The 24,603-nt window shown below is 60.8% G+C and carries 17 protein-coding genes; 8 read left to right on the top strand and 9 right to left on the bottom strand.

Annotated elements, in window-relative coordinates:
- Positions 1-429: 429 nt before the first annotated feature.
- The 7 genes from AABC73_RS24235 to nadC form a co-directional block, all read right to left on the bottom strand.
- Positions 430-1,377, bottom strand: a complete 948-nt coding sequence (locus AABC73_RS24235; protein WP_341521282.1) for a glycosyltransferase family 2 protein — start codon at positions 1,375-1,377, stop codon at positions 430-432.
- Positions 1,364-2,767 carry an oligosaccharide flippase family protein gene (locus AABC73_RS24230; protein ID WP_341521281.1) on the bottom strand — a complete coding sequence of 468 codons (1,404 nt, stop codon included), beginning with the start codon at positions 2,765-2,767 and terminating at the stop codon, positions 1,364-1,366. Before AABC73_RS24230 ends, AABC73_RS24235 begins: the two co-directional genes overlap by 14 nt.
- 13 nt (positions 2,768-2,780) lie before the next feature.
- Positions 2,781-4,166: an undecaprenyl-phosphate glucose phosphotransferase gene (locus AABC73_RS24225; RefSeq protein WP_341521280.1), complete on the bottom strand. Its 1,386-nt coding sequence runs from the start codon at positions 4,164-4,166 to the stop codon at positions 2,781-2,783.
- A 148-nt stretch (positions 4,167-4,314) separates the two neighbouring features.
- Positions 4,315-6,531 carry a polysaccharide biosynthesis tyrosine autokinase gene (locus tag AABC73_RS24220; protein ID WP_341521279.1) on the bottom strand — a complete coding sequence of 739 codons (2,217 nt, stop codon included), beginning with the start codon at positions 6,529-6,531 and terminating at the stop codon, positions 4,315-4,317.
- Between the two features lie 28 nt (positions 6,532-6,559).
- Positions 6,560-7,087: a polysaccharide biosynthesis/export family protein gene (locus AABC73_RS24215; protein ID WP_341521278.1), complete on the bottom strand. Its 528-nt coding sequence runs from the start codon at positions 7,085-7,087 to the stop codon at positions 6,560-6,562.
- A 42-nt stretch (positions 7,088-7,129) separates the two neighbouring features.
- Positions 7,130-8,284, bottom strand: coding sequence for an outer membrane beta-barrel protein (locus AABC73_RS24210; RefSeq protein WP_341521277.1), 1,155 nt, complete (start codon positions 8,282-8,284; stop codon positions 7,130-7,132).
- 498 nt (positions 8,285-8,782) lie between these two features.
- Positions 8,783-9,631, bottom strand: a complete 849-nt coding sequence (gene nadC / locus AABC73_RS24205) for a carboxylating nicotinate-nucleotide diphosphorylase (protein WP_341521276.1) — start codon at positions 9,629-9,631, stop codon at positions 8,783-8,785.
- Positions 9,632-9,975: 344 nt separating this feature from the next.
- On the opposite strand from nadC, the gene AABC73_RS24200 reads away from it, so the two are divergent.
- The 3 genes from AABC73_RS24200 to ampE all read left to right on the top strand — a co-directional run bounded on the left by AABC73_RS24200 (position 9,976) and on the right by ampE (position 13,782).
- A complete protein-coding gene (locus AABC73_RS24200) occupies positions 9,976-12,222 on the top strand; it encodes a DUF1631 domain-containing protein (protein ID WP_341521275.1) in 2,247 nt (748 codons plus the stop codon).
- 160 nt (positions 12,223-12,382) lie between these two features.
- Positions 12,383-12,946: a 1,6-anhydro-N-acetylmuramyl-L-alanine amidase AmpD gene (gene ampD / locus AABC73_RS24195; RefSeq protein WP_341521274.1), complete on the top strand. Its 564-nt coding sequence runs from the start codon at positions 12,383-12,385 to the stop codon at positions 12,944-12,946.
- On the top strand, positions 12,946-13,782 hold the full coding sequence (gene ampE, locus AABC73_RS24190; protein ID WP_341521273.1) for a regulatory signaling modulator protein AmpE: 837 nt from the start codon (positions 12,946-12,948) through the stop codon (positions 13,780-13,782). Before ampD ends, ampE begins: the two co-directional genes overlap by 1 nt.
- A gap of 176 nt (positions 13,783-13,958) precedes the next feature.
- Here the strand turns inward: ampE and AABC73_RS24185 are convergent, their stop codons facing one another.
- Both AABC73_RS24185 and cra read right to left on the bottom strand, forming a co-directional pair.
- Complete coding sequence (locus AABC73_RS24185) at positions 13,959-14,738, bottom strand: TatD family hydrolase (RefSeq protein WP_341521272.1); 780 nt, start codon at positions 14,736-14,738, stop codon at positions 13,959-13,961.
- A 3-nt stretch (positions 14,739-14,741) separates the two neighbouring features.
- Positions 14,742-15,737, bottom strand: a complete 996-nt coding sequence (gene cra / locus AABC73_RS24180; protein WP_341521271.1) for a catabolite repressor/activator — start codon at positions 15,735-15,737, stop codon at positions 14,742-14,744.
- A gap of 345 nt (positions 15,738-16,082) precedes the next feature.
- On the opposite strand from cra, the gene ptsP reads away from it, so the two are divergent.
- The 5 genes from ptsP to AABC73_RS24155 all read left to right on the top strand — a co-directional run bounded on the left by ptsP (position 16,083) and on the right by AABC73_RS24155 (position 24,589).
- On the top strand, positions 16,083-18,950 hold the full coding sequence (gene ptsP, locus AABC73_RS24175) for a phosphoenolpyruvate--protein phosphotransferase (RefSeq protein WP_341521270.1): 2,868 nt from the start codon (positions 16,083-16,085) through the stop codon (positions 18,948-18,950).
- Complete coding sequence (gene pfkB / locus AABC73_RS24170) at positions 18,950-19,891, top strand: 1-phosphofructokinase (protein ID WP_341521269.1); 942 nt, start codon at positions 18,950-18,952, stop codon at positions 19,889-19,891. The genes ptsP and pfkB overlap by 1 nt, the downstream gene beginning before the upstream one ends.
- Positions 19,892-19,904: 13 nt before the next feature.
- On the top strand, positions 19,905-21,647 hold the full coding sequence (locus AABC73_RS24165) for a PTS fructose-like transporter subunit IIB (RefSeq protein ID WP_341521268.1): 1,743 nt from the start codon (positions 19,905-19,907) through the stop codon (positions 21,645-21,647).
- 247 nt (positions 21,648-21,894) lie between these two features.
- The gene (locus AABC73_RS24160) at positions 21,895-23,460 is read left to right on the top strand and encodes an alkaline phosphatase D family protein (RefSeq protein ID WP_341521267.1); all 1,566 of its coding nucleotides are present in this window, start codon (positions 21,895-21,897) and stop codon (positions 23,458-23,460) included.
- 187 nt (positions 23,461-23,647) lie between these two features.
- Positions 23,648-24,589 carry an AEC family transporter gene (locus AABC73_RS24155; protein ID WP_341521266.1) on the top strand — a complete coding sequence of 314 codons (942 nt, stop codon included), beginning with the start codon at positions 23,648-23,650 and terminating at the stop codon, positions 24,587-24,589.
- Positions 24,590-24,603: the final 14 nt, after the last annotated feature.

The raw sequence follows: 24,603 nt of genomic DNA, 5'->3' as shown, positions 1-24,603 counted from the left end.
CGCCACCTCACAATCCGTGGGAGTGAGCTTGCTCGCGAAAAGGTCGGTAAACCCGACACATCTTCGGCGTCTGAAACATCGCCTTCGCTAGCAAGCTAGCTCCCACAGGTGGAATGCGGTCATCCCGAGGGACCGGATTTATCCGGGAAGCCGTCGGTACAAACAATACATCTGCGGCGTCTGTGGGTTGCCCCCAAACATAGAATCTCCAACGGGGCGGGTGTTCGCGGCGATAGCGTGGTGTTAATGCTTTCGCGAAATCCTTTTTAAGCACACCGAACCATTCCAATTGGAACGAGATCCGTGGGAGCGAGGCTTGCCCGCGAAGGCGTCAAATCAGGCGATAGATGCGTCGGCTGGAATATCTTTTCGGCAATGAATTCCCTCCTACAGGAAATCTGCAATTCGTTGGAGCAAGACCTGCGCTGTTCAACGCCACGAAAACGCCAAACCTTCGCCGATGCCCTTGATCCCATACCGAATGTTTTTCAGGTTGTGGCGGTTTTGCAGTGCCGTGATGGCCGTCAGAGCCAGCGCCGAAAACAGGTAGCAGGGCATTGAGTGGAATTTTTTGTTGTACATGATGGCCGCGCGGTTTCGATAGTAATGAAACATGTGGCTGCGGTTCTGGGTGCTGGCGCTGTCGCCGTGGCGGGCGAAGCTGCCTGTCGCCACCTGACAGGTAAAACCCAGGCTGGCGGCGCGGCGTTGCCAGTCCACTTCTTCGGAGTACATGAAATAGCGTTCATCCATCAGGCCGACGCGCTGGATGACTTCGCGCTTGATCAGCAGCGAGGCGCCCATCAGGTAATCAGGTTTCGGCAGTTTGCCAAGGTGATGGCCCAGCTTGTCGCGGCCAAGGTTTTTGCCGACCAACCGGGCCTTGCCCAGCCACGGATAAAGCTGCCCGCCGCCGACACACTGGACGATTTCCGGATGATCGGCATAGACCAGAATCGACGCGCAAAACCCGCAATTGGCGTCGCTGCCCAGGGTCGACAGCAGCGCTTGCAATGAGTCTGCTTCAACGGTGATGTCGTTATTCAGCAGCCAGATATAGTCGTAGCCGGCGCGGTACAAGTAATCGATGCCTACGTTGTTGCCGCCGGCATAGCCGTAGTTGCCCGCATTCCTGATCAGGCAGGTGCGGTGTTTGTGTGGGTACTCGCGGATCTGCTCTTCTGTGCCGGTCCAGGTATCGCCATCGGTTCGCGTGCTGAAGTAGTCGGTCAGGCGCTGGTAATCCGGTGCTTCGGAATGGTTGTCGACCACCACGAGAGGAATCGCGCAGTAAGCGTCCACCGATCTCACGCATTTGATGGTCTGTTCAGCGCCGTTCCAGTTGAGGATCAGCGCGCATACGTTAGCCATGGCCATGTTCGGATGACTCCTGCGCAGACGAGAGATCGCGAGCCGGGCGGTTCTGGCGTTGATGCCAGCGCCGGGCCTCAAACAGAACGACGACGATCAGGCTCAGGTTGATTGCGGTGTTGGCCGCCGCGAAGGCCATCACCACCGCCAGGGCGTTCTTGAACAGCAGTGCCCCAGCGAAGACCGCCACGACCCGCAATGTGGTGCTGACAATCTCGAAGAACAGAAAGCGTTTTTGCAGGGCCAGCGCCGGAATCGCCACAGCGCAGGGGCCCGCGATGAAACCGGCGAACTCCGCCAGGGCCAGCCAGCGGGCATATTCGCCAGCGGCCGCCCACTGCGCGCCGAACACCAGCCCGAACAGCCAGGGTCCGGCCAGCGCCAGTGTGGCGAACGGCACGATTCCCACCAGCGCCATGCCGGCCACGCCGCGCACCAACAGCCTGGTAACCGGTTCATCGGTGTGAATCGCCTGGGTGATTCGTGGGTAATAAACGCTGCCGACTGCCTTGCCGATAAAGTTGCTTGGCATACTCAGCACTTGCAGGCACAGGGCGAAAAATCCCGCCGAGACGGCACCGAAGGACGCCGCCAGAACCAGCGTCGGCATGTGCACGGAAAGGGCATTGATCAGCACCTGCGGCGCGCGAAATAGCGGGAAATCCCGATATTGCGCAGCCAGTTTCGTCAGGCTGACGGAGGTTGGCGGGTTGGTCGGGGCGAGGTTGTTTGCGGTGGGCTTGAAGGTCATGCCCAGCAACAGCAATGCGCTGTGGATCACGTAATACAGCGCACTGGTCACCACCAATACCGGGGCCGAGGCCTGTACGAGTCCGGCGAGGCTGCGCGTCGCGTTATAGACCAGCGCATGCAAGGTTGCGCCGCGCGCGGTAAGGCTGAAGCGTTGAGTTCGGTATAACCATTGCTGGGTGATTTCCAGCACGGCGGCGCTGAACATCACGATGGGCAGCAGCATCAGGTAAGGCGTCAGCATGTCGATGCCCAACGCGCTGGCCATCGCTGGCCCCTGGAAATACAGGAGCAGTGCGGACACGCTCGCGATGCTCAGCGCCACCCACAGCGAAAGTATGATCAGGCCTCGGGCGTCGGCGTCGCTTTTGGGCAGGACAATCGCCATGGGCCAGGTCAGCGCACACGCCGGAATCAGGATAATGGTCAGGCTCTGGAACGTGCCGACCACGCCGAACGCTTCCGGCCCGTAGATGCGCATGATGACGGGAATCAGCGCCAGGTTGATCGCCTGCGCCCCGGCACTGCCGGACACCGCCGTAGCGATGTTGCGCAACAGGCGCGCGCGGGCCGCCTGCTGCCATCGCCCGCGCCAGCCGCTGCCTCGGCCTGGCAACACGGCACCGCCTGATTCCTGATCAGCCATGTCCGTCTCCATCTCAATAGATATTGCGCGAGAACAGCGTGAACGGCGTCTTGAGCAGGATTTTGATATCCAGCCAAAGCGACCAGTGATTGATGTAGTCCAGGTCCTTTTCCAGACGCTCTTGCATCTTTTCCAGGGTTTCGGTTTCGCCGCGAAAGCCGCTGACCTGCGCCAGGCCGGTGATACCCGGCTTGATGCGGTGGCGTGCGGTGTAAGCGAGGATTCGCGCGCCGTAATACTGGTTATGAGCAATCGCGTGGGGGCGCGGGCCGACCAGGGCCATTTCGCCCCGCAGCACATTGATCAACTGGGGCAGTTCGTCCAGCGAGGTGCGGCGCAGGAAGGCGCCGACCGGCGTGATCCGTGGATCGTCGCGGGTTGCCTGTTGCACGTGGCTGTCCTCATGCACATGCATCGAGCGAAATTTCCACACCTGGATGACTTCGCCGTTGCAGCCATGCCGGGGCTGGCGGAAAAACACCGGGCCGCGTGACGAGAGCTTCACCGCCAGGGCAATGGCCGACATCACCGGCAGCAGCACCAGCAAGGCGAGCAGCGCCAGGCTGCGGTCGAACATTTCCTTGCCCAGGGTGGCGGCGGGATGGGAGCTGCGCGGGGTTTCGTTGAGGTAAATCGCCGGGAACTGCTCGATCTGGGAAACCGATTGATTGAGCAGCAGCATGCTGCCGAAATCCGGCACCCAGACCACATCCACATTGAGGTCCAGCAGGCTCAGGTAGATGGTTTCAATCTGCGTGATCATGTTCAGTGCCAGGGCGATATACACCCGCCGCACGTGATCGCCGATAACCAGATCGCGCAGCTGCGCCAGTTCGCAGAGAACCGGAGGCTGGCCGCTTATCGAGGAAACGCCGGGTTCGGTCGCCACCAGGCCGAGCACCGGAACCCGCTGTCGCAGCTGTGCCGCCAGGGTGTAGGCCATGGGGCATGTGCCGATGATTACCGAGACTCGCTCCTTGCGCAGCCAGCGCGAGTGCAGGCTGACCAGATACCGCAAGGGCAGGTATGTCGCGCATTGCGCCAGATAACCCGCCATTGCGGCCTCGAACAGCAAGCCGTTATCCAGATCGCCAGCGTCGAGGCAAACCCGCGACAGCACTGACAGCGCGGTAACCAGCAGCAGCCAGCCGCCGAGCACACGCAGCAAACCCGTCAGGTAGCCGAAGCGCTTGTGATAGACATGCAGCGCGCTATAGATCGGCACCGAACCGAGCACGCCGACGATCATCAGCACCCGATAGGCGTAGGGAATCGCGCCGATGTCCTGATATATGATCGCGCAGGTCACGAGCGCGGTCAGGCCCATGGCGCAGACCCATTGCACCCAGAAAGTCAGGCCGCGTCGATTGACCGACGGATGTAGGCGTTGAGCAAGCATGGTGGATATCTCCCCGATGGGTGGCATCGCGCAGTCGCTCGCCCTCGGCATCGGCGAGTCAAACAACGCATGCAGCGGCCAGAATGTGCAGGCGATAACGTGCGCAGCCGCGTCGAGACGACAGCGGCCCATGACGCGCGATTACGCCTTACTGGGTAGTTTCACGAGGCAGATAACGGTAGTGCTGGCTGTATCCCTGGCGTCCTTTCAACGGGGTAATTTGATTGAGCACCACGCTGGTCAGCGGAGCGCCGTTTTGCAGAAGTTGGTCGATGCACTGATGAACCAGCGGCGCGGGTGTGCTGTCGGACTTGATCACGTAGATCGCCGCGTCGGCCATGGCACACAGCACCGCTGCATCGCTGACCGCATCACTGGCCGGCGAGTCGAGGATGATCCGGTCGTAATGCTGCCGAGCCCACTCGATGAAGCGTCCGAAGTTCGCTGAGGCCAGCAGTTCCAGCGGGTTGGGCGGCACCTCGCCCGCAGTGAGAATGTCCACCTGGCCGACGCGGTGGATGCACGCGTCTATTTTCGCCTGGCCGGTAATCAGGCTAGCGAGGCCGGGTTGCGCGGCGTTCATGCCAAGACTGCGCGCCAGATTGGGGCGGCGCAGGTCGGCCTCGATCAACAGCACCCGTTCCAGTTGGCCCAACGCAAACGCCAGATTGACCGCAATGGCGCTCTTGCCTTCGCCGGGCAGCGTCGAAGTGATGACCAACAGGCCGCGGCGTTTGTGGGTATCGCCGAGCATGATCGCGGTGCGCAAGGTGCGAATGGCTTCGGTAAAGCCTGCGTCGTCGTTGCGTTCGAACTGCCGGGAAATACTGCTGCGACTTTTCTTCTGCAGCAGTGGCACCAGGCCAAGTACTGGCAGGTTGAGTTTCCTGGCGATGTCGTCGCCGGATTTGAAGCCATTGTGCAGCGTGTCGCGCAGCAGGAAAAACACGCAGCCGAGCACCAGCGCCAGCAGCGCAGTTATTGACGCGATCAGGGATTTCTTCGGCGCGCTGGGTTCGCTGGGCACAATCGCGGGGTCGACGATGCGCGCATTGCTGACGCCGATATCAGCGGTCGCCGTGGTCTCGCGCAGACGCGTCACGAAGGTTTCGTACAAGGTGCGATTGCTGTCCACGTCCCGTTGCAGCTCGCGCAGTTTGAATTCCTTGCGGGAAATGTCCTGAATCTGCGCCCGGCTGGTATCCACCGATGAGCGCAAGGATTCTTCATTGGCGCGGGCCAGCTGGTAATTGCGCTCAAGGCCCGCCACGACCTGATCGACCTGACCGCGCAGACTCGCCTGAGCGGCCGCGAGGTCCGAGCGCGCGGCGATCATTTTCGGATGGCGATCCCCGTAGCGGCGCGACAGTTCGTCGACCTTGGCCCTGGCCTGCGCCTCGTTGGCCTGGAATTGCTGGATCACCGGATTGCCGATCACCGCTGGCACGCTGGACAGGTTGGCCAGGCTTTTCGAGCCGAGCATCGCCTTCACCTGCGCGTACTGGCTTTGCGCTTCGGCACGTTGGCGGCGCGCATCGATCATGCGGTCACTGGTTTTCGACAGCTCGTTGGCGCTGAGGGTGACCACGCCGTCCACGTCCACCAGGCCTTCGGCATCGCGATAGCGTTGCAGTTTGTTTTCCGACTCCTGCAGTTGCGTACGCAACTCGATCATCCGGCTGTTCATCCATTTCGATGCGTTCAATGACTCGTTCATTTGCGCATCGAGCCGGCTGTCGAGATAGCCGTGGGCCAGCGCGTTGGCCGCCAGCGCGGCGGTTTCCCGGTCGGCCAGGCTCACGCTGATATTGACCAGCTGACTCTTGCCCTGGGCGCCGACGCTGGTGCGTTCCATCAATTCCCGGACTGTGGCGTCGAACACTTCGGTCGGGGTCATGCTGTGACTGGCAAGCCAGCTGGCGGGAAACGCGCCCGGATAAAGCCTGGCAATTTCCCCGCGCGCTTCCCGGAGCAGATGCAGGCGCTGGCGCGGATCGAACTCGGGGTGTTCGGTCAGGTTCAACTGGCGGACCACGCGCTCGGCCACTGCGCGACTCTGGATCAGCGTGATCTGGGTTTGCAGGTAGTCGACGGCGGCGTTTGGCGAATCGTAAGTTGGCTGCTGGAATGTGATCAGCGTTACGCCCTTGGGCTCGATGACCAGCGATGCCGTGGCGCGATAGACCGGCGTGATGTTGTGCAGAATCAGCATGACGGCCAGGGTCGCGGCTGCCGCCAGTGCGGCGATGCGCCATTTGTGAGTCCAGAGGATCAGGCCGAGCTTGCGCGAGTCGATGAAGTCGCGGTCGTCGGCGATGGGGGCGTAGCGCTGCGGCAGCCCGAAGTTGCTTACAGGGCTGCTCACGTGGCGGCTTGAAGTCACCTCGTCCATGTCAGAAAAACCCCTGTTCGATGGTGATGGTGTCGCCGGGTTCGACCAGCGTGTTCAGGCTCGCCTTCTGGCTGCTGCGCCGCGTATCGGCACCGCGCACGATGTAGATACGCCGGTCCGAAGCGCGCTCGGTCAGGCCGCCAGCCAGGGCAATCGCCCGATCCAGCGTCAGGCCCGGTTCGAATGGGTAGCCGCCGGGCAACTTCACCTCGCCGCTGATGTAGAACGGTCGATAAGCCAGCACGCTGACCGAGACGCGGGGCGCGACCAGATAGCCGTCCTGGAGTTTGTTCGTGAGCAGGGCCTCGACTTCGGCCGGCGTCTTGCCTTTGGCGTTGACCTCGCCGATGAAGGGGTAGGAAAAGGTGCCCGCATCGTTAAGCCGCATTTCCGCGAAGCTGAGGTCCGTTTCACCAAACACATTGATGCGCAGAATGTCGCCTGAGTTGAGTTTGTACTGCGGCGCGGCGAATACCGGGCCGCTGACGATGAGCAAAAGCGCAATGCGGCAGAACTGACCTAAAGACATGGTATTCCCCTCCAGACCCTTTCCCTCCAGGCACATCGGTGCTCAAAGGCTCAAATCGAAGTTCAGCAGGTAGACATTGCGCGTGTAGCGCTCGTCGACGACGTTGGAGTCGTTATGCCAGCGCCGATAACCGAGGCTGACTTCGGCCCAGCGGTTGACGGCGTAGATCAGCGACGCGCCATAGGCGTCCAGCGTGTCGTCGCGGCTCAGGCCCAGGTATTCGCGTTCGGCGTGACGGTAGTCGAGCTTCGAGGAAATCCAGCCCGACCATTTGTGGGTCCAGCTCAAACGGGTGCTGGTGGTATGGACCGTGCTGGCGCCGTCGTCACCTTCATCGAAGGCCTTGCGCATGTTCAACTCGAAGGTGGAGTAGGTGCGTGGCTTCCAGGCCAGGCCGACTTCCCAGGTCGGGCTGCTGCGGTCGCTGACCGCGCCACTGTCGAAATCCTTGCGTTCATAGCCGACGCGCAAGCTGCCACTGGTTTTGGCCGTGACATCCCGGGTGAAGCCGATCAGTGCCGCGCTGCCGGTGCTGTTGCGCGGGCTGCCCGGCATTACGTAGTCGTAGTCACTGCGGCGCAATTCGAACAATCCTCGGGTGCGTCCACCAAGCCGGTGATACCAGGTGGCGACATACGCGCGGGTGTCGTGTTCTTCGTCTTCGTTGAGATTGCCGCTGTTGCGATAACGCAATTCCTCATATTCGGCCGAAACATCAATCTGGTTCATGCCGCTTTGTGTGCCGAAGCTGTAACCGAGCAGCGCGTTCTTCAGGGTGTACTTATCGTTTTCCAGCGGGTCGGCGGTATCGACTGTTTCCTCGGCGCGCTTATAACCCAGTTCCCATTTCAACCGGTTGCGCGAATCGACCTCCAGCACGCTTCTAAGTGCCACCTGCTGGTCCACATGGTTGGCGTCGGTGTGATCGTGAAAGGTCTCGCTGTCCACGGCGTATTCAAGTTGATAAGCACTTTTGCGAGTTTGCGCTTCCAGCAGGAAAGTGGGGCGCAGTGAAGTAATCCACGATGACAAGGTGCCGTTGTGGAGTGTGCGAAAGTTATCGTCATACCGTTCACCTACCTTCAGCGTCGGCGTGAACTCGAAACCACCAACTTCAATGCTCTGGGGTTTACCGGCCATGGCCGACATCGGAAAGGGCGAAAGGACAAGCAGGGCCAGCCAGTTTTGCCTTTTCATTTGCAGGATCCGTTTGCGCCGCACGAGCACGCCCTGCGCAAAGGCTATCGCCGGTTGCGCGGCAGTGTTCACCACGACGAGCTTGTCTGGGGGGAGAGTCTGGAGTTGCCGAATAACGGGTAGGCTACCGCACGAGCTTTACTTTGCCCGGATAGATCTAAGGCCTAAAACTTTTGGCAATAACAATAACTTCGCTTTTATTAAATATTCGGAATGCAAGACAAGCGCAACCGTTCAGAGTCGTGCAGTGACAAACGGTATGGGCGGGTTTTAATATTGAAACCGCGAATCAATTTGTGAGGTGTGGATAAATAAAATTAATGAGTTGTTTGGTTCTTTCCCGCGATGTAGACGATTTCTATATATAGAGATTTCACAGTGTTAATTGTTCGTAACCCGGAATATGCGTTGAGCGTGGCTTGCCGCGAAGAAAGATAACGCGGTGGAACTGAACCACCGCAATGTCTGAATTCGCGGGCAAGCCACGCTCCAACGGATTTAAAGACTCAACCGCATCGATAGATCCACGGCCTTCACATCCTTGGTCAGGGCGCCGATGGAGATGTAATCCACACCGGTTTCGGCGATGACCCGCAATGTCTGGTCGTTGATACCGCCGCTGGCTTCGAGTTTGGCGCGACCGGCATTGATCGTCACCGCTTCGCGCATATCGTCCAGGCTCAACTCATCGAGCATGACAATGTCCGCACCGGCATCCAGTGCCTGACGCAATTCGCTGAGGCTTTCCACTTCGATTTCCACCGGCTTGCCGGGCGCAATCTTGTGCGCGGCGCTGATGGCCTCGGCAATACCGCCGCTGGCGGCGATGTGGTTTTCCTTGATCAGGAACGCATCGAACAAACCAATGCGATGGTTATGACAGCCGCCGCACGTAACCGCGTACTTCTGCGCCAGGCGCAGGCCGGGTAGCGTTTTGCGGGTATCCAGCAGCTGGACTTGAGTGTCAGCGACCATATCGGCGTAATGCTGCGCCTTGGTGGCCACGCCCGACAGCATTTGCAGGAAGTTCAGCGCGCTGCGTTCGCCCGTCAGCAATGAGCGCGCCGGACCTTCCAGATGAAACAGTACCTGGTCCGGTTTGACCCGATCACCGTCGACCACCTGCCAATGCACCGCAACACGCGGGTCCAGTTGGCGGAACACGGCATCGACCCACGCCGTACCGGCGATGACCGCCGCATCCCGGGAGATCACCGTGGCCTTCGCCAGACGCTCCGCCGGAATCAGCTGAGCGGTGATGTCGCCACTGCCGACGTCTTCCAGCAGCGCCCGGCGCACATTGGCCTCGATTTCGGTGGTCAGGGCGGCGAGTTGTAAATTCGGCATATCGGACTCCACTAACAAAGTGGCGCGAGTATAAGGCAGGTTTTCCCTGCGACCCACCTATCGAACGGCCCCGCTCAACGGCCCAGAGGTGCTGTTGGTCGGTTTTTTTATAACCTTTGCGATGGAATGGCTTTTCTGCGGTCTATGGCTGTACCGGTCAATCTATCAATTGTTCAAAACGGTAAACCAGTGCTGGCGCCGTGGACATGATTTGAAAGATAATCCGACTTGTATTTGACGTCATGACTTTGACGTTTCTTTAGCGCATACGTAATGCCCCGCAAAAACGGTGCTTTGAGCCCGGATTGTGAAGAGATCGCGGCTGTTTCCTGGTAGGGGGCTTGATGCAAAACGACGAGAAAGTTGTGCCGTTGAACAAAGCGACCCCTGAACTGGCCGCGAATTCGCCGCTTGCCCGTTTGCCGGTCGTGCTCCTGCAGGTCCGGGACAAGGCTGCGCAGCAGCTCAAGGAAGCCTTGCAGGCGCTGTTCGATAACGCCGACGACACGCTTTTCGAAATGGCGGATCGGGCGCAGAACAACACCGAGCAGAACACCTTCTTTGAAGCCATGCGCGACCTGCGTCTCAAGCGCAAAAGCATCGAGCGGGCCTTTCTCGACAAATTCTACGAAGCGTTCCTGCGCCTTGGTCAGTATCAGATCACCGAGCCGGTGCTCCCGGGGGCCATGACCTTTGACAAGCTGGCCCTGGTGCACAACGACGACCTGGAAAAAACCGTCGCCGTAGATGCCATGGTGGCCAAGGTCCTGAGTCGCGATGGCGTTGCCCTTGGGCAGCTGACGACGCGTCTGAACCAGCTGATAACCCAGCCGTTGAGCGATAACTCGAACCCGATGGGCCCGGCAATGCTCTGCGATTTCTTCCTGCAGGCCGGTCGCAGCCTGGGCGTCGAGATCAAGGTCAAGCTGATCATTCTCAAGCTCTTCGAAAAATACGTACTGGCCGATGCCGATCATTTATATGCCGAAGCCAATCAGCTGTTGATTGCCACTGGCGTGCTGCCCGAACTCAAGGCCTTGCCGGCTCGTCGCGCGTCAGATCGCGTAACCCGCCAGGCTCGCGCCAGCGATCTGGCCGATCCTGATCTGGCCCAGGCTGCCGACAAGCTCGACAAAGGCGTGCAGGAAGTTTTTTCTGCCTTGCAGGAATTGCTGTTGCAGGTGCGCGGCAATCTTGCGCCGCGTCACGAGCCCAATGCCGAAGCCCGTCCGATTTCCAGTCAGGATCTGCTGCGCCTGCTGTCGCACCTGCAGCAATACGTGCCGTCGCCGGACGCCCATGACGATTTCGATCTGCGCAATCAGCTTGAGCAATTGCTGACCCGCGTCAGCGTGAAAAGCGGCAAGTTTCGGGTAGTGGGCGGCGGTGACGAAGACGTGATCAATCTGATCGCCATGCTCTTCGAATTCATCCTCGATGACCGCAACCTGCCGTCGTCGTTGCGTGCGTTGATCGGACGTCTGCAAATTCCGATGCTCAAAGTCGCGGTCATCGACAAAAGCTTTTTCAGTCGCGGCAGCCATCCTGCGCGTCGGCTGCTCAATGAAATCGCCTCCGCAGCCCTTGGCTGGGGCGGACGGGACGACTACCAGCGCGACTCGCTGTATGTGCGCGTCGAACAAATCGTGCAGCGTTTGCTCAACGATTTTGTCGACGACCCGGCGATTTTCTCCGAGCTGTTGGTGGATTTCCTGGCGTTTACCAGCGATGAACGACGCCGCAGTGAACTGCTCGAACAACGTACCCGTGACGCCGAGGAAGGTCGCGCTCGTGCCGAACTGGCGCGTCAGCGTGTGCAGCAGGAACTCAACCACCGTTTGATGGGCAAGACTCTGCCGGAAGTAGTGGTGCGCCTGCTGCAGGAAGCCTGGAGCAAAGTGCTGCTGCTGATGTGTCTCAAGCACGGCGACGAGTCTGCCGAATGGGCAGCGGGTCTGACGGCCATGGACGATCTGATCTGGAGCGTCGAGCTGCACGAAGAAGCCGAAGCCCGTCAGCGCTTGCTGGATCTGGTGCCGGGTTTGCTCAAGGCGCTACGTGAAGGCCTGGCCAGCGCGGCGTTCGATCCTTTCGCCACCAGCGAATTCTTCAGCCAGCTCGAAGTGCTGCATGTGCAGGCGTTTCAGCATTTCTCGAAAATGCAGGACGAGGCCGTCGAAGGCGGTCTTCCGGACGCAGAAGGCGAGGGCATGCCCGGCCCGTCGATGATCGAAGTGGTTGAGGAAATCGTGCTGATCGCGCCCGGCGAGCAATTTCTCAATGAGCCTGCTCTGCGCCTTCCGGACGATGACGCAGGCCTGCTGCAAGTCGACAAGTTGCGGCTGGGTTGCTGGGTCGAGATTCAGGAAGATGAAGAGCACCGCTTGCGCTGCAAACTGGCGGCAATCGTCGAGCCGAGCGGTCGCTATGTGTTCGTCAACCGCACGGGCATGAAAGTCCTGGAAAAAACCCGCATGGGTCTGGCCGTGGAATTCCGCCGTGGCGCCATTCGCATGCTGGACGACGCGCTGCTGTTCGACCGCGCCCTGGAATCGGTGATCGGCAACCTGCGCAAGCTCAAGGGCGTTTGACCGACGTCGCCTGACAACCGTAGGACCGGCTTTAGCCGGGAGCACGCCCTTCCGGCTAAAGCCGGTCCTACAGGCTGCGCTAGCGCGGCCAATTTACTCCCCCACACCCCCCACAGCGGGCATACTTGCGGCTATCGATTTGTCCGTTCAAGGAACACTCATGCATCTGGACCCCGCAAGCGGTTGGTGCCAAGGCGTGCAGCACTGCCCATCGCCCAATTTCAACGCGCGCCCGGCGAATGAAATCTCGTTATTGGTGATCCACAACATCAGCCTGCCCCCAGCCCGGTTCAAGACCGGCAAGGTGCAGGCTTTTTTTCAGAATCAGCTGGACGTAAACGAGCATCCTTATTTCGCGGGCATTGCCGATTTACGCGTATCGGCGCATTTTCTGATTGAACGTGATGGCGACGTCTTTCAGTTCGTATCCTGTCTGGAACGGGCCTGGCACGCGGGTGTGTCGAGCTTTCAGGGACGGGACACCTGCAACGATTTCTCCATCGGCATCGAGCTTGAGGGCACCGATGATCAACCGTTCACAGACGCGCAGTACGCTGCACTGATTGAATTGACCCGCCAGTTGCAGGCCGCATTCCCGGCCATCACCGGCGAGCGAATCTGCGGGCACAGCGACATTGCACCCGGCCGCAAGACGGATCCGGGGCCTTTTTTTGACTGGTCGCGCTTGCAGTCGGCCCTGCTGGACGAAGTGAGGAGTAAATAATGAGTTTCCTGGTGTTGCTGCTGGCTGTCTGGATAGAAAAGTTTTCCGCCCTGCGTCAGCGCGTGCAGCGTGACTGGCCTTGGTTGAGCGAGCTGTCCCGGCTTGAAACGAACCCGCGTTTCGCCGCGCGGCCCTGGCTGATCCTCAGCGTGCTGGTGTTACTGCCGGTTGTGCTGCTGGCGTTGATGTTGGTAGTGCTCGGTTCGGTGTTCAATGGCTGGCTGGCGTTTCCGGTGCATCTATTGGTGCTGATTTACAGCCTGGGTCGTGGCGATCTGATTGCTGCGCTCGGGCCGTTTCGCGATGCCTGTCGGCGCGGTGACGCAGAGGCCGCCGTGCTGGTGGCCGAGCGTGACATGCAGGTCGAGGCCGACAACAGCGAACAGCTGCTCGAAGGTGTTCAGGGTTATCTGTTGTGGCAGGCCTATCAAAGCTTCTTCGCGGTGATTTTCTGGTATTTCCTGCTCGGTCCGGTGGCTGCACTGGCCTATCGCCTATTGGCCCTGGCCGCTGAAAACGGCAAGACTCCGGCCTTGCGCGACGCTGCCGGGCAACTGCGGCATGCCTTCGACTGGGTGCCGGTGCGCCTGTTGGCGGCCAGCTTCGCTCTGGTCGGCAACTTCGTCGCCGTCAGCCGGGTGATGCTGCACGAGCTGCTCAACTGGAACATCAGCGCCGCTCAGCTGATCGCGAAAGTCGGCTGCGTCGCCAGCGAAGTCCCCGCCCCGGCGATGGGCGCCGAAGGCGTTACCAGCCTGGATGTGCTCTGGGAACTGCTGATCCGCGCGGCGATTGTCTGGTATGCGGGTTTTGCGTTGTGGACGTTGTTTGTCTGAGGGTTTGCTTGAAGTCCCGTGGGAGCAAGCTTGCTTGCGAAGGCGCTGTGACAGCCGCTGAAAATGTGTCGGATGAACTTGCCTATTCGCGAGCAAGCTCGCTCCCACAGGTGGGAATACGGTCGTCCAGTGGGACCGGATTTATCCGGGAAGATGTCGGTGCAGACAACACACGGTTACCCCCAACCAAACAACTCCCGTGCATTGCGCGTGCTGGCTTCGGCCAGTTGCTCGGCGGAAGTATTCATCAGCTCGGCCAATGCCGCACAAATCTGCGGCAGGTGTTCCGGGCTATTGCGTTGGCCGGGAAACATCGCCGGTGCCATGTCGGGTGAGTCGGTTTCCAGCACCACGCTGTCCAGTGGCAGTTCGGCGATCACCCGATGCATGCGCAAGGCTTGCGGCCAGGTCGCGGCCCCGCCCAGGCCGAGCTTGAAACCCAGCTTGATGTACTCCCGCGCTTCTTCGCGACTGCCGGCAAAGGCGTGAATGATCCCGCAGCGCTTGAGCTTGAAGCGCTTCAAACTCGCGATCACGTCAGCATGGCTGCGCCGCACATGAATCAGCGCGGGCAGATTGAAGTCCACGGCGAGTTGCAGTTGGGCGTCGAACAATTGCTGCTGAACCTGACGATCCAGCGTCTCTATGTAGTAATCCAGGCCGATTTCACCCACGGCGCACAATTGCGGATGCCCTTGCAGCCGAGACAGCCAGTCACCCAGTTCAAGCAGATGTTCGGGGCGATGCTCGTCGATGTATACCGGGTGCAGGCCAAACGCCGCGTGCAGGGCCGGATCGCTCAGGGTCAGCTCCCAGACTCGTTGCCAGTTACGCTGATAAACCCCCAGCACCACCAAACGCTCGACATCCAATCTCTGGCAGTTGGCGAGGATGGTCGCGCGATCCGCTTCGAAGTCCGGAAAATCCAGATGCGTGTGGGTATCGATCAGCGTCAACGATCAGCCCTCGTGAATACGTTGCTTGAAGGTACGCACAATGGCGTGAACCCCCGGTTCGTATTGATCCTTTTCAATCGCGGCCAAGGCCAGTTCCAGCGCCATGCTGGCGATGACCTGATGCTGTTGCGCCATGGCGTTGACCGGCAACGGCAGGAAATCCAGCAGTTGCGTGTCACCGAATGTCCCCAGATGAAACTGCTCTGGATTCACGGCGTGGCTCTGCAAGACGTCGAATATCCCCTGCAACAAGACGTAGGACGTGGTGATCAGCGCGTCCGGGAAATGTCCCAGGCGTTCCAGCACCTCATTCATCAAGCGCTGGCCGCATTGGCGACTGAACGCTTCGCCGTGCTCGATCATGACCTTTCCGGCAAACCCGTTCAGGGCGTGTTCGAAACCGTCGGCGCGGGCGCGGCTGATGATCAGCTCCGGGCGCGCGCCGATCAGGGCGATATGGGCGGGATGTGTCGCGAGCAGGCTGTGGGTCAGGCGCAGGCTGGCGTCATGGTCGTCGCTGACCACCGAACAGAAGTGCGCCGCATCCATTTCCCGGTCGATGGCAATGATCGGCAAGCCTTTGCTTTGCAGCTCGCGGTAACTGTCATCGCTGGCGGGCAGGCAACTGGCGACGAACAGCGCGTCGCAGCGCCGCGCACGAAACAATTGCAACAATTGCAGCTCGCTGATGGGATCGTCGTCGGAACTGGCGATCAGCAACTGGTAGCCCTGTGCCCTTGCGCCTTGCTCGAGCAGCTTGGCGATGCGCGCAAAACTGGGGTTTTCCAGGTCCGGCAGGATAAAGCCCAAGGTGCGCGTGTGGCGGCTGCGCAGCCCGGCGGCTTGCGGGTTGGGTCGGAAACCATGCTCCTCGACCACGGCGCGGACCCGCTCGACGGTGGCGTTGCTGATGCGCTGCTGTTCGGCCTTGCCGTTGATCACGTAACTGGCGGTGGTCACGGAACACCCGGCCAGACGCGCAATATCACTGAGTTTCAACGCTGGAATTCCTTTTGTTATTGAGCGCTTGAAAACGGCGTCCTGGGATTTTCGCCCATTGCGGCCGATCTTGACAGCAGACCGTTGGCAATACCAAACGCTCAGATTTATTTGCCTTCGGCGCGTAGCATCGGACCGAGTGGGCTTCAACCGGCGCGGATAATCAAGTAACGTGCCGGGCAATGTAGATTAAACGATTCAGCAAATTTTTTTGAATTGCTGTCGTTACGCTGAAAACGCTGTCAGATGGTTATCGTTTTCATCACCTAAGCTGTCGATCAACCTTTACTGATCGTTCTTAAAACAAGAATCCAGGCGCTTTACCGCGCTGCACAGGAGTTAGGCATGCTCGAGCTTACCGTAGAGCAAATTTCCATGGCCCAGACGGCTGTGGATAAGTCCGCCGCATTGCAATTGCTTGCTGATCTGCTGGTCGCCGATGGTCTGGTTGCCGACGGCTATCTGACCGGTTTGCAGAACCGCGAACTGCAAGGCTCGACCTTTCTCGGTCAGGGCATCGCGATTCCCCACGGCACGCCCGAAACCCGCGATCAGGTATTCGCCACTGGCGTGCGCCTGATGCAGTTCCCCGAAGGGGTGGATTGGGGTGACGGACACATTGTGTACCTGGCCATTGGTATCGCCGCCAAGTCCGACGAACATCTGCGTTTATTGCAATTGCTGACCCGTGCGCTGGGCGAAACCGACCTGGGCGAAGCCCTGCGTCAGGCGCAAACCCCCGAAGCGCTGCTGCAACTGCTGCAAGGCGCGCCGCAAGAGCTGGCGCTGGATGCGCAGATGATCAGCCTGGGCGTTTCGGCGGACGATTTCGAAGAGTTGGTCTGGCGCGGCGCCCGGCTGTTGCGCAAGGCCGACTGTGTCAGCAATGGTTTTGCTGCCGTCCTGCAGCAAGTCGAAGCGCTGCCTCTGGGTGATGGCTTGTGGTGGCTGCACAGCGAGCAAACCGTCAAGCGGCCGGGGCTGGCTTTTGTCACGCCAGACAAGCCAATCCGCTATCTGGGCCAACCGCTGAACGGTCTGTTCTGTCTGGCCAGCCTCGGTGAAGCTCATCAGGCCTTGCTCGAACGCCTGTGCTCGCTGCTGATTGAAGGTCGCGGCCATGAATTGGGCCAGGCCACCAGCAGTCGCGCGGTGCTTGAAGCGCTGGGCGGCGAGTTGCCAGCCGAATGGCCAACCCAGCGCGTGCCGCTGGCCAATGCTCATGGTTTGCACGCGCGTCCGGCGAAGATCCTTGCGCAGTTGGCGAAAAATTTCGACGGCGAAATTCGCGTCCGCGTGGTTGATACCGGCGAAAGCGCGGTGTCGGTGAAGAGCTTGAGCAAGCTGCTCAGCCTTGGCGCGCGCCGTGGTCAGGTGCTGGAGTTCATCGCCGAGCCGAGCATCGCCGCTGACGTTCTGCCCGCGTTGCTGGCCGCCGTGCTGGAAGGGCTCGGCGAGGAAGTCGAGCCGCTGCCATCGGCATCGTCCCCTGCGCCAGCTTCTCTTGAAGCAGTGATCAGCAAAGCAGTCGTCGCACCGCTGGACGGTAGCCAGTTGCAGGCCGTGCCCGCATCGCCGGGCATTGCCATCGGTCCGGCGCATATCCAGGTGTTGCAGGAATTTGATTACCCGCTGCTGGGCGAGTCGGTTGCCATCGAACAGCAGCGCTTGCAGAGCGCGCTGGCCGAAGTGCGTCAGGACATCGAAGGCCTGATCCAGCGCAGCAAGGCCAAGGCCATTCGCGAGATTTTCATTACCCACCAGGAAATGCTCGACGATCCTGAGTTGAGCAACGAAGTCGCCTTGCGCCTGAAACAGGGTGAAAGCGCGGCAGCGGCCTGGGCCAGTGTGATCGATAGCGCCGCGCGGCAGCAGGAGCAGTTGCACGATGCGTTGCTGGCCGAGCGGGCGGCGGATCTGCGTGATGTGGGTCGTCGGGTGCTGGCGCAGATTTGCGGCATTGAAACCCTGGTCGCGCCGGACGAACCCTACATTCTGGTGATGGATGAAGTCGGGCCATCCGATGTTGCGCGCCTGGACCCGGTGCAAGTTGCGGGGATTCTCACCGCGCGCGGCGGTGCCACGGCGCACAGCGCAATCGTCGCCCGTGCCTTGGGCATTCCGGCGCTGGTTGGTGCCGGTGATTCCGTGCTGCTGATCAAGCCGGGCACGGTGCTGCTGCTCGACGGCCAGAAAGGTCGCCTGAGCGTCGCGCCGGATGCCGCCACCCTGCAACGCGCCGCCCAGGATCGCGATACTCGCGAGCAACGTCTGCAAGCCGCTGCCGAAAAGCGCATGGACCCGGCGGTGACCCGCGACGGTCATGCGGTTGAAGTCTTCGCCAACATCGGCGACAGCGCCGGTACTCCAGCCGCTGTCGCTCAAGGCGCGGAAGGCATCGGCCTGCTGCGTACCGAATTGTTGTTCATGGCCCATTCCCAGGCGCCGGATGAAGCAACCCAGGAAGCCGAATATCGCCGTGTGCTCGACGATCTGCAAGGTCGGCCGCTGGTGGTGCGCACGCTGGACGTTGGCGGTGACAAGCCGCTGCCGTACTGGCCCATCGACAAGGAAGAAAACCCGTTCCTCGGCGTGCGCGGCATTCGCTTGACCCTGCAACGTCCGGACGTCATGGAAAGCCAATTGCGCGCCTTGCTGCGCGCCGCTGACAACCGCCCGCTGCGCATCATGTTTCCCATGATCGGCACCGTTGAAGAATGGCGTCAGGCGCGGGATATGACCCTGCGCCTGCTGGAAGAAATTCCGGTTGCTGACTTGCAGATCGGCATCATGATCGAAGTGCCGTCGGCGGCCTTGCTGGCTCCGGTTCTGGCCAAAGAGGTGGATTTCTTCAGCGTCGGCACCAACGACCTGACGCAATACACCATGGCCATCGACCGTGGTCACCCAACGCTGTCGGCTCAGGCTGACGGCCTGCACCCGGCCGTGCTGCAACTGATCGACATCACCGTGCGCGCGGCCCATGCCCATGGCAAATGGGTCGGCATCTGCGGCGAGCTGGCGGCTGACCCGTTGGCGGTTCCGGTGCTGGTGGGGCTCGGGGTCGACGAGTTGAGCGTTTCGGCGCGCAGCATTGGCGAAGTTAAAGCCGGTGTGCGTGAACTGACCCTGAGTGCCGCGCAACAACTGGCGCAAACCGCGCTGACCTTAGGCAGCGCCAGCGAAGTTCGCGCGCTCGTGGAGGCTTTGTAATGGCGAAAATTCTTACCTTGACCATGAACCCGGCACTGGACCTGACCGTGCAGCTCGGTCCTTTGCAGCTGGGGCAGGTCAATCGTAGTGAAGCCATGCTCACCCACGCGGCGGGCAAGGGCTTGAACGTGGCGCAGGTGCTGGCCGATCTGGGCCATCAACTGACCGTCGCCGGATTTCTTGGCATTGATAATCAGCAACCCTTCGAAGCGCTGTTTGCCCGTCGTGGTTTTGTCGATGAATTTGTCCGGGTGCCCGGCGAAACCCGCAGCAATATCAAGCTGGCCGAGCACAGCGGGCGCATCACCGACTTGAACGGCCCAGGCCCGATGGTCAGCGAAGAGGCGCAGCAAGCGTTGTATGCGCGAGTCGAGCAGATCGCTTCCGGTTTCGACGCGGTAGTGGTCGCGGGCAGCCTGCCGCGCGGTGTCAGCCCGGAATGGTTGCACAAGCTGCTGGTGCGTCTGAAGGATCTGGGCCTGAAAATCGCCTTGGACAGCAGCGGCCTGGCGTTGCGCGCCGGGCTTGCGGCTGGCCCGTGGTTGATCAAGCCCAACACTGAAGAACTGGCCGACGCGCTGGATGCGCCGATCATCTCCATTGCGGCTCAGGCCGAAGCCGCTGCCGGCCTGCGCGCCAAGGGCATCGAGCATGTGGTGATTTCCCAGGGATCGGAAGGTGTGCATTGGTTCAGCTCCAGTACCGCGCTGCAATCCTTGCCACCGAAAGTCACTGTGGCCAGCACTGTCGGCGCGGGTGATTCGCTGTTGGCGGGCATGGTTCACGGCCTGCTCAGTGGCCACTCGCCGCAACAAACCTTGCGCACCGCCACCGCGATTGCGGCCATGGCCGTGACCCAGATCGGCTTTGGCATCAACGATGCGGCGCAACTCAAACGGCTTGAAAGCGGCGTCAACGTGCGCACTCTGGCAGAACAATAAGAGAGGATTTGTGATGAAGTTAGCCATTGTGACGGCCTGCCCGAACGGCAAGGTCAGCAGCGTCCTCAGCGCCCGTTTGCTGGATGCCGCCGCGCAGCGCCAGGGTTGGAGCACCAGCGTCGAGGTCCATGACCCACGCCACCCCGACCGACAATTGACCGCCGAGCAAATCGAAACGGCCGACTGGGTGCTGGTGGTCAATACCGGCGCCATCGACCTCAGCCGCTTCGTCGGCAAGCGTGTGTTTCAGGACACTCCAGCCCACGCGTTGCAGGATGTCGACGGCTTTCTGCATCGCGCGTCCGAGCAGGCTGCGGTTCATGTTGCTGCCGACGTCAATTCGCCCGCCGCTGCGCCATTGTCCAGCAGCGTGCCGCGCATCGTTGCGGTAACCGCCTGTCCAACCGGCGTCGCGCATACGTTCATGGCTGCCGAAGCCATTCAACAAGCAGCCAAGCGGCTGGGTTATGAACTGCAGGTCGAAACCCAGGGCTCGGTGGGCGCGCGCAATCCGCTTGGCGATCAGGTGATCGCCGATGCCGACGTGGTATTGCTGGCCGCCGATATCGAGGTCAATACCGAGCGTTTTGCCGGCAAGCGGATTTATCGCTGCGGCACCGGCATCGCCCTCAAGCAAGCCGAAGCGACCCTGAAAAAGGCGTTGGCCGAAGGTCAGGTGGAATCCGCCGTCGGCTCTGCCAAGGCCCCGGCCAAGCAGGAAAAAACCGGCGTCTACAAGCATTTGCTGACCGGTGTTTCGTACATGCTGCCGATGGTGGTCGCCGGTGGTCTGTTGATTGCCCTGTCGTTCGTGTTCGGTATTACCGCGTTCAAGGAACCAGGCACCCTCGCGGCGGCCTTGATGCAGATTGGCGGCGACGCGGCGTTCAAGTTGATGGTGCCGTTGCTGGCCGGATACATCGCTTACTCCATCGCCGACCGTCCAGGCCTCGCGCCGGGGATGATCGGCGGGTTGCTGGCGAGCACGCTGGGCGCGGGTTTCATCGGTGGTATCGCGGCCGGTTTCATCGCTGGTTACAGCGCCTGGGCAGTCAATCGTTATGCGCGTTTGCCAGCCAGCGTCGAAGCGCTCAAGCCGATTCTGATCATTCCGTTGCTGTCGAGTCTGTTCACCGGGCTGGTGATGATTTATGTGGTCGGCAAACCAGTGGCGGGGCTGCTGGAAAGCCTCACGCAGTTCCTCGACAGCATGGGCACCACCAATGCGATTCTGCTCGGCGTGGTGCTCGGCGCCATGATGTGCGTCGATCTGGGCGGGCCGATCAATAAGGCGTCCTACGCGTTTTCGGTCGGCCTGCTGGCATCGCAAAGCTACGCGCCGATGGCTGCGGCCATGGCGGCGGGCATGGTGCCGCCGATTGGCATGGGCATCGCCAGCTTCATCGCGCGGCGCAAGTTTGCCCAAAGTGAACGCGAGGCGGGCAAGGCGGCGTTTGTCCTGGGCTTGTGTTTCATCTCCGAAGGCGCGATTCCTTTTGCCGCCAAAGATCCATTGCGGGTGATTCCGGCGAGCATCGCCGGTGGTGCGTTGACCGGCGCGCTGTCGATGTATTTCGGCTGCAAACTGATGGCGCCCCACGGTGGTTTGTTCGTGATGCTGATCCCCAATGCGATCAACCACGCGTTGCTGTATCTGCTGGCGATTGTGGCCGGCAGTCTGCTGACCGGCGTGGCGTATGCGCTGCTCAAGCGGCCGGAAGTGGTGGAGATGGAGGTTGTGCCGGCTAGCGCGTGAGCGGGGAATGCAATGCCAGGCCATACACAACCGGTAGGAGGGGACTTGTCCCCGAAGAGGCCGGTACAGCGCTGAAGATCTTCCTCAGCAAACCCGCCGCCTTCCCGGACAAGTCCGGTCCTACCGAGCCCGGCACAACCGGTAGCAGGGGACTTGTCCCCGAAGAGGCTGGATCATCGCTGTCACATTCAGCCAACATTGCCCTGCTAGCTTTCCCCTTTTGGCTAAATCACCCAAGGGGCCCGCCATGACTCAGTTCGATCTCACCCGTCGTCGCATCATCCAGGTCGCAGGCGCCGGTTTGCTGCTGCCGGGCCTGGCCCCGGCGGTCATCGCTGCGGTTCAGGATCGTCCGAAAATCACCGATGGCGTGCAGTCCGGCGACTTGCTGGGCGACCGCGCCGTGGTCTGGAGCCGCAGCGACCGGCCTGCGCGGATGGTGGTCGAGTGGGACACGCGCAGCATGTTCACCAATCCCCGCCGGGTGGTTTCCGCCCTGGCGGATCAGCGCACCGACTTCACGGCGCGCGTCGAACTCAGCGAATTGCCCAGCGATCAGGCGATTTTCTACCGCGTGCAATTCGAAGACGCCCAGTCCGGCGTCACCAGCGAACCCTGGTTCGGCCATTTGCGCAGCGCGCCACAACAGCGCCGGGATTTGCGCTTCGTCTGGAGTGGCGACACGGTCGGGCAAGGCTTCGGCATCAATCCGGACATCGGCGGCATGCGTATCTACGAAGCCATGCGTCTGCGTTTGCCGGACTTCTTCATTCACAGCGGCGACACCATCTATGCCGATGGCCCGGTTCCTGCGCAGGTCGTCACGGAAGGCGGGCGCATCTGGCGCAACATCACCACCGAAGCGAAAAGCAAAGTCGCGGAAACCCTCGATGAATATCGCGGCGCTTACCGCTACAACCTGCTGGACGACAACCTGCGGCGCTTCAATGCCGAGGTGCCGCAAATCTGGCAATGGGACGATCACGAAGTCACCAACAACTGGTCGCCGAGCAAGCAACTGGATGATCGCTACAAGGAAAAGGATATTCGGCTGCTGGCCACTCGTGGGCGACAGGCGTTTCTTGAGTACGCGCCGATGCGCTTGCAGCAGGCCGACAACGGCGGGCGCATCTATCGCAAGCTCAGCTATGGCCCGCTGCTGGATGTGTTCGTGCTGGATATGCGCAGTTATCGCGGCGGCAACGATGCCAACCTCGACGAGAAACCGGGGCCGGACACCGCGTTCCTCGGGCGCCAGCAACTGGATTGGCTCAAGGCCGAACTCAAGGCTTCCAGCGCGCAATGGAAGGTGATTGCCGCCGATATGCCGATCGGCCTTGGCGTGCCGGATGGCGAGGTGAGTCCGGGCGTCGGGCGCTGGGAAGCCATCGCCAACGGCAACGACGGCCCGGCAGCCGGCCGCGAACTGGAAGTCGCCGAGCTGCTGGGTTTTCTGCGCGCGCAAAAGGTCCGCGATTGCGTGTGGCTGACCGCCGATGTGCATTACTGCGCGGCGCACCACTATCAACCGGATCGAGCGGTGTTCCAGGATTTCGACCCGTTCTGGGAATTCGTCGCCGGGCCGTTGAACGCCGGCAGCTTCGGGCCCAATCCGCTGGACAAGACCTTCGGCCCCGAGCTGGTGTTCCAGAAAGCCCCGCCGGCGCAAAACACCTCGCCCTTCGCCGGATTTCAGTTCTTCGGCGAAGTGAACATCGACGGCCAGAGCGCCGAGCTGACCGTGACGTTGCGCGATCTGGACGGGGTTTCGGTGTTCGAGAAGAAGCTGGTGCCCGCCGCCGAAGTGGCCTGAACTGTGGGAGCGAGCTTGCTCGCGAAGCGCCTGGTCCATCCAACGCTTCTTTGTGAAGTGGTAGATAGTCTTCGCAAGCAAGCTTGCTCCCACAAGTATTTGGAGCCCGTCATGGGCAATTCCCTGTAACACTCGCGTCATCGGTGGCTTATCATTAGCTACCTAACGACGGGACAGGGTTCTGGGCATGCTTTCCATTTTTCTCGAAACCCTGAACATCACCGCGCCGGTGTTCGCCATGTTGTTTCTGGGCGTGATCCTCAAGCGCATCGGCTGGATTGATGACGGCTTCATCATGACGGCGTCGAGCCTGGTGTTTAACGTCACCATGCCGGCCTTGCTGTTCCTGGGGATTATCCACGCGGATCTGCATGCGGCCTTGCAGCCATCGCTGCTGATATTTTTTAGCGCCGCTACGCTGTTCGGCTTCGCATTTGCCTGGGGCTGGGCGATCTGGCGGGTGCCGCTGGTAGAACGCGGCATCTTCGTGCAAGGCGCGTTTCGCGGCAACAACGGCGTCATCGGCCTCGCGCTGGCGGCCAGCATGTACGGCGATTACGGCATTTCGCTGGGGGCAATCCTCGCCGCGCTGGTGATTCTGTTCTACAACGCGCTGTCGACCATCGTGCTCGCGGTGTACAGCCCGGTGATCAAGTCCGATCCCTGGAGCGTCTTCAAAAGCGTGCTCTGTAACCCGCTGATCATCAGCGTGCTGGCGGCGGCGCCGTTCGCTTACTTCAAGATCGGCTTGCCGCACTGGTTCGAGACATCGGGTAATTACCTGGCGCAGATGACCTTGCCGCTGGCGCTGATCTGCATCGGCGGCACGCTGTCGCTGACGTCGCTACGCAAAAGTGGCAGCTTGGCGATCAGCGCCAGCATGATGAAAATGGTCACGCTGCCGGTGATCTGCACGCTGGCGGCGTGGCTGTGCGGTTTTCGCGGCGCGGAGCTGGGGATTCTGTTTCTGTACTTCGGCAGCCCCACCGCTGCGGCCAGTTACGTCATGGCCCGTGCTGCCAATGGCAATCATGAGCTGGCGGCAGCGATCATTGTTATCACCACCCTGGCAGCGGCGGTGACGACCAATATCGGCATCTTTATTTTGCAGTGGGGCGGCTGGATCTAGCGTCTAGTGTGCTG

This window comes from Pseudomonas sp. G.S.17, from assembly GCF_038096165.1.
Lineage (GTDB): Bacteria > Pseudomonadota > Gammaproteobacteria > Pseudomonadales > Pseudomonadaceae > Aquipseudomonas.
Note: the sequence above shows the minus strand (reverse complement) of the source record. Positions and strands in the feature narration are given on the sequence as shown.

Excerpts from the sequence above, each read along its gene's own strand:
- AABC73_RS24235 (WP_341521282.1), bottom strand. The coding sequence starts at position 1,377 with ATGGCCATGGCTAACGTATGCGCGCTGATCCTCAACTGGAACGGCGCT.
- AABC73_RS24230 (WP_341521281.1), bottom strand. The coding sequence starts at position 2,767 with ATGGCTGATCAGGAATCAGGCGGTGCCGTGTTGCCAGGCCGAGGCAGC.
- AABC73_RS24225 (WP_341521280.1), bottom strand. The coding sequence starts at position 4,166 with ATGCTTGCTCAACGCCTACATCCGTCGGTCAATCGACGCGGCCTGACT.
- AABC73_RS24215 (WP_341521278.1), bottom strand. The coding sequence starts at position 7,087 with ATGTCTTTAGGTCAGTTCTGCCGCATTGCGCTTTTGCTCATCGTCAGC.
- AABC73_RS24210 (WP_341521277.1), bottom strand. The coding sequence starts at position 8,284 with ATGAAAAGGCAAAACTGGCTGGCCCTGCTTGTCCTTTCGCCCTTTCCG.
- nadC (WP_341521276.1), bottom strand. The coding sequence starts at position 9,631 with ATGCCGAATTTACAACTCGCCGCCCTGACCACCGAAATCGAGGCCAAT.
- AABC73_RS24200 (WP_341521275.1), top strand. The coding sequence starts at position 9,976 with ATGCAAAACGACGAGAAAGTTGTGCCGTTGAACAAAGCGACCCCTGAA.
- ampD (WP_341521274.1), top strand. The coding sequence starts at position 12,383 with ATGCATCTGGACCCCGCAAGCGGTTGGTGCCAAGGCGTGCAGCACTGC.
- ampE (WP_341521273.1), top strand. The coding sequence starts at position 12,946 with ATGAGTTTCCTGGTGTTGCTGCTGGCTGTCTGGATAGAAAAGTTTTCC.
- ptsP (WP_341521270.1), top strand. The coding sequence starts at position 16,083 with ATGCTCGAGCTTACCGTAGAGCAAATTTCCATGGCCCAGACGGCTGTG.
- pfkB (WP_341521269.1), top strand. The coding sequence starts at position 18,950 with ATGGCGAAAATTCTTACCTTGACCATGAACCCGGCACTGGACCTGACC.
- AABC73_RS24165 (WP_341521268.1), top strand. The coding sequence starts at position 19,905 with ATGAAGTTAGCCATTGTGACGGCCTGCCCGAACGGCAAGGTCAGCAGC.
- AABC73_RS24160 (WP_341521267.1), top strand. The coding sequence starts at position 21,895 with ATGACTCAGTTCGATCTCACCCGTCGTCGCATCATCCAGGTCGCAGGC.
- AABC73_RS24155 (WP_341521266.1), top strand. The coding sequence starts at position 23,648 with ATGCTTTCCATTTTTCTCGAAACCCTGAACATCACCGCGCCGGTGTTC.